Annotated in this window: 2 protein-coding genes; both read left to right on the top strand. The window is 43.8% G+C overall.

Annotated elements, in window-relative coordinates; genetic code table 11:
- Positions 1 to 202 precede the first annotated feature (202 nt).
- The gene (locus QUB20_RS25440) at positions 203 to 1,645 is read left to right on the top strand and encodes a cytochrome ubiquinol oxidase subunit I (RefSeq protein ID WP_333250447.1); all 1,443 of its coding nucleotides are present in this window, start codon (positions 203 to 205) and stop codon (positions 1,643 to 1,645) included.
- An 8-nt stretch (positions 1,646 to 1,653) separates the two neighbouring features.
- Complete coding sequence (cydB, locus tag QUB20_RS25435) at positions 1,654 to 2,667, top strand: cytochrome d ubiquinol oxidase subunit II (RefSeq protein ID WP_333056367.1); 1,014 nt, start codon at positions 1,654 to 1,656, stop codon at positions 2,665 to 2,667.
- The last annotated feature ends 199 nt before the right edge of the window (positions 2,668 to 2,866 follow it).

The raw sequence follows: 2,866 nt of genomic DNA, 5'->3' as shown, positions 1-2,866 counted from the left end.
TCTCATAAACCCGCCCCCACCCAACGACAAAGCAGAATCTACCTATCTTAACATACAAAAAAAATACAACCGAAATCTGTATAAAACCTTAAAAGTTGCCAACTCTACAAAATGTCATAAATTTTTACACTACATTATAACCAGTGTCCATTATGTAATTTGTGCAAGCTAACCTCTTTTGAACTGAGCAAAGGATATAACGATGGATATCTTATCTAACACCGTGGCGCTATCACGGATGCAATTTGCGCTAACCGCCATATTCCATATGCTGTGGCCAGTTCTGACTACGGGAATGGGAATTTATCTGGTAATTGTTGAAGGAATGTGGCTGAAAACTCGCAATCCTGACTACTACCATCACGCTCGTTTTTGGTCTAAACTCTACGTCCTCAACTTCGGTATTGGAGTAGCTTCAGGCATTCCGATGGAATTTCAGTTTGGCACGAATTGGGCACCATTTTCCGAAGCAGTTGGTGACTTTTTTGGCAGCATTTTAGGATTTGAAGCTTCAATGGCATTTATGCTAGAAGCCGGCTTTTTAGGCATTATGCTGTTTGGTTGGGAGCGCGTTCACCCGATCGTCCATTATTTCGCTACAATCATGGTAGCCTTCGGCGCTAACCTATCCACAGTATGGATTTTAGTCGCTAACTCTTGGCTGCAAACTCCTGCAGGCGGAGAAATGGTCAATGGCAAGTTTATTGTCAGCGATTACTTTCAAGCAATTATGAACCCGTTCGCATTAAACAGCATTCTCCATATGTTTTTTGCGACGTTAGAAACTTCGCTGTTTGTCATTGGGGGAATTAGCGCTTGGTACATTCTCAATCAGCGCAACCAAGCCTTTTTTTCCAAATCTTTAAAAATTGCCATAGCCACCGCCATCGCCGTTGCACCTTTGCAGATATACATCGGACATTTAAGTGCCGAACAAGTTTATCACTACCAACCCACTAAATTAGCAGCAATCGAAGCTAAGTGGGAAACTTCACCAGCGGGAGAGTCAGCCGATTGGACTTTGCTAGCTTTACCTAATGAAAAAGCCCAAAAAAATGACTGGGAAATTAGCGTACCCAACGGCTTAGGATACGTTCTGGAATTCAAACAAAAACTCTCCGAACCCGTACTCGGATTGAAGGAATGGAAGCCAGAAGATAGACCCCGGATGGTGGGTTTAATCTACTATTGTTTCCGCATCATGTCCGGGATTGGATTCTTCTTTTTAGGACTGATGCTGTTCAGTATAATTCAGTGGCTGCGAGGCAAACTTTCTGCTGAAAATATCGCCAGTCAACCTTGGTTGATGCGCGCTTGGGTATTAGCTGCTCCCCTGGGATATATTGCTGTAGAATCCGGTTGGATTGTGCGCTGTGTCGGCAGACAACCGTGGGCTTTATACGGGCAAATTCGCACTGCTGATGGGGTGTCCAACATCCCCGCCAGCAATGTTTTAACTTCTCTCAGTTTCTTTGCAGTTATTTACAGCTTTTTGTTTGTTTGTGCCTTGTATTTTGGCAGCAGAATTATCCGCCAAGGGCCTAATTTAACTCTGCCGGTACCGGGATTAGACAATGAACCTGCAATCGAAACTCAACCCGCAGAACACATTCCCGATCAACGTCCCGTAGAAGCACAACAATAGGAGATTTTATGCAAGCTTTGGAGCATTTTCTCCCGCAAGTTTGGTTTGTAGTTTTGGCTTTGTTTCTCCTGCTATATGTCATGCTAGACGGTTTTGACTTAGGAGTAGGAATCCTGTCTCTGACTGCTTCCGACGAGGAACGCCGGGGCATTTTAATGACGAGTTTGGGCAACGTTTGGGATGCGAACGAAACTTGGCTGGTGTTGATGGGAGGCGCTTTATTTGGCGCATTTCCCCTCGCTTACGGCACGATTTTAACAGCGCTGTATATACCAATTTGCATGATGCTTTTTGGTTTGATATTTCGGGCTGTAGCCTTTGAATTTCGCGAGCATTCTAATCGCAAATTATTCTGGAATTATGCCTTTGGTGCGGGCAGTTTTTTAGCAGCTTTAGCTCAAGGATTTGCCTTGGGTGCTGTGCTCGAAGGCATTGCGGTTGATGAAGCCGGTCATTTTGTGGGTTCTACTTGGGATTGGCTGGATTGGCGATCGATCTTGGTTGCTTTGACGCTGATTCAAGGCTATGTTTTGATCGGTTCAACCTATCTAATTATGAAAACGGAGGGCGAACTGCAAACAAATCACTATCGCACGGCTAAAATTGCGGCGGTGACAACTTTAATCGGAGCGATTTTAATTACGATCGCCACTCCGATTTTTTACGAAAGTGCTAGATCCAGGTTGTTTGAGAAACCGCTAGTTTATGTTTTTGCCACAATTCCTTTGCTGGGAGTGCTGTTGGTAGGACTGTTGCTGAAAAGTCTCGCCAGCAAAGAAGAACGCACGCCGTTTATCTGGACAATTCTGATTTTTTTGCTGACTTTCATCGGCTTGGGCTTGATTGTTTTTCCATACATTATTCCCTCAAAAATCACGATTTACCAAGCTGCTGCTTCGCCCAGCGCCCTGGTATTTATGATTGTGTTCATCGGCTTTCTGATCCCGATTATGATTTTTTACAACATCTACAATTATGTTGTGTTTCGGGGTAAGGTTGTCGGCGGTCACTACGGGGAATAAAGCATAATACAACCGCAAATGTAGGCAAATATACGCAGATAGTATCAAGTTTATATCCGGGTTTATCTGCGTATATTTGTGGTTAAAAAATACAAATTATTGTTTTCTGATACCATCAGAACTTAGGAGCGCGAATTAAATAACTTACAATTTTAATTGTTATTGTGGGATGGGCGTCCCGCCCGTCCAAAAAGGACGG

Source organism: Microcoleus sp. B4-C2, from assembly GCF_036705265.1.
Taxonomy (GTDB): domain Bacteria; phylum Cyanobacteriota; class Cyanobacteriia; order Cyanobacteriales; family Microcoleaceae; genus Microcoleus.
This window is presented reverse-complemented; position numbering and strand designations above follow the sequence as displayed.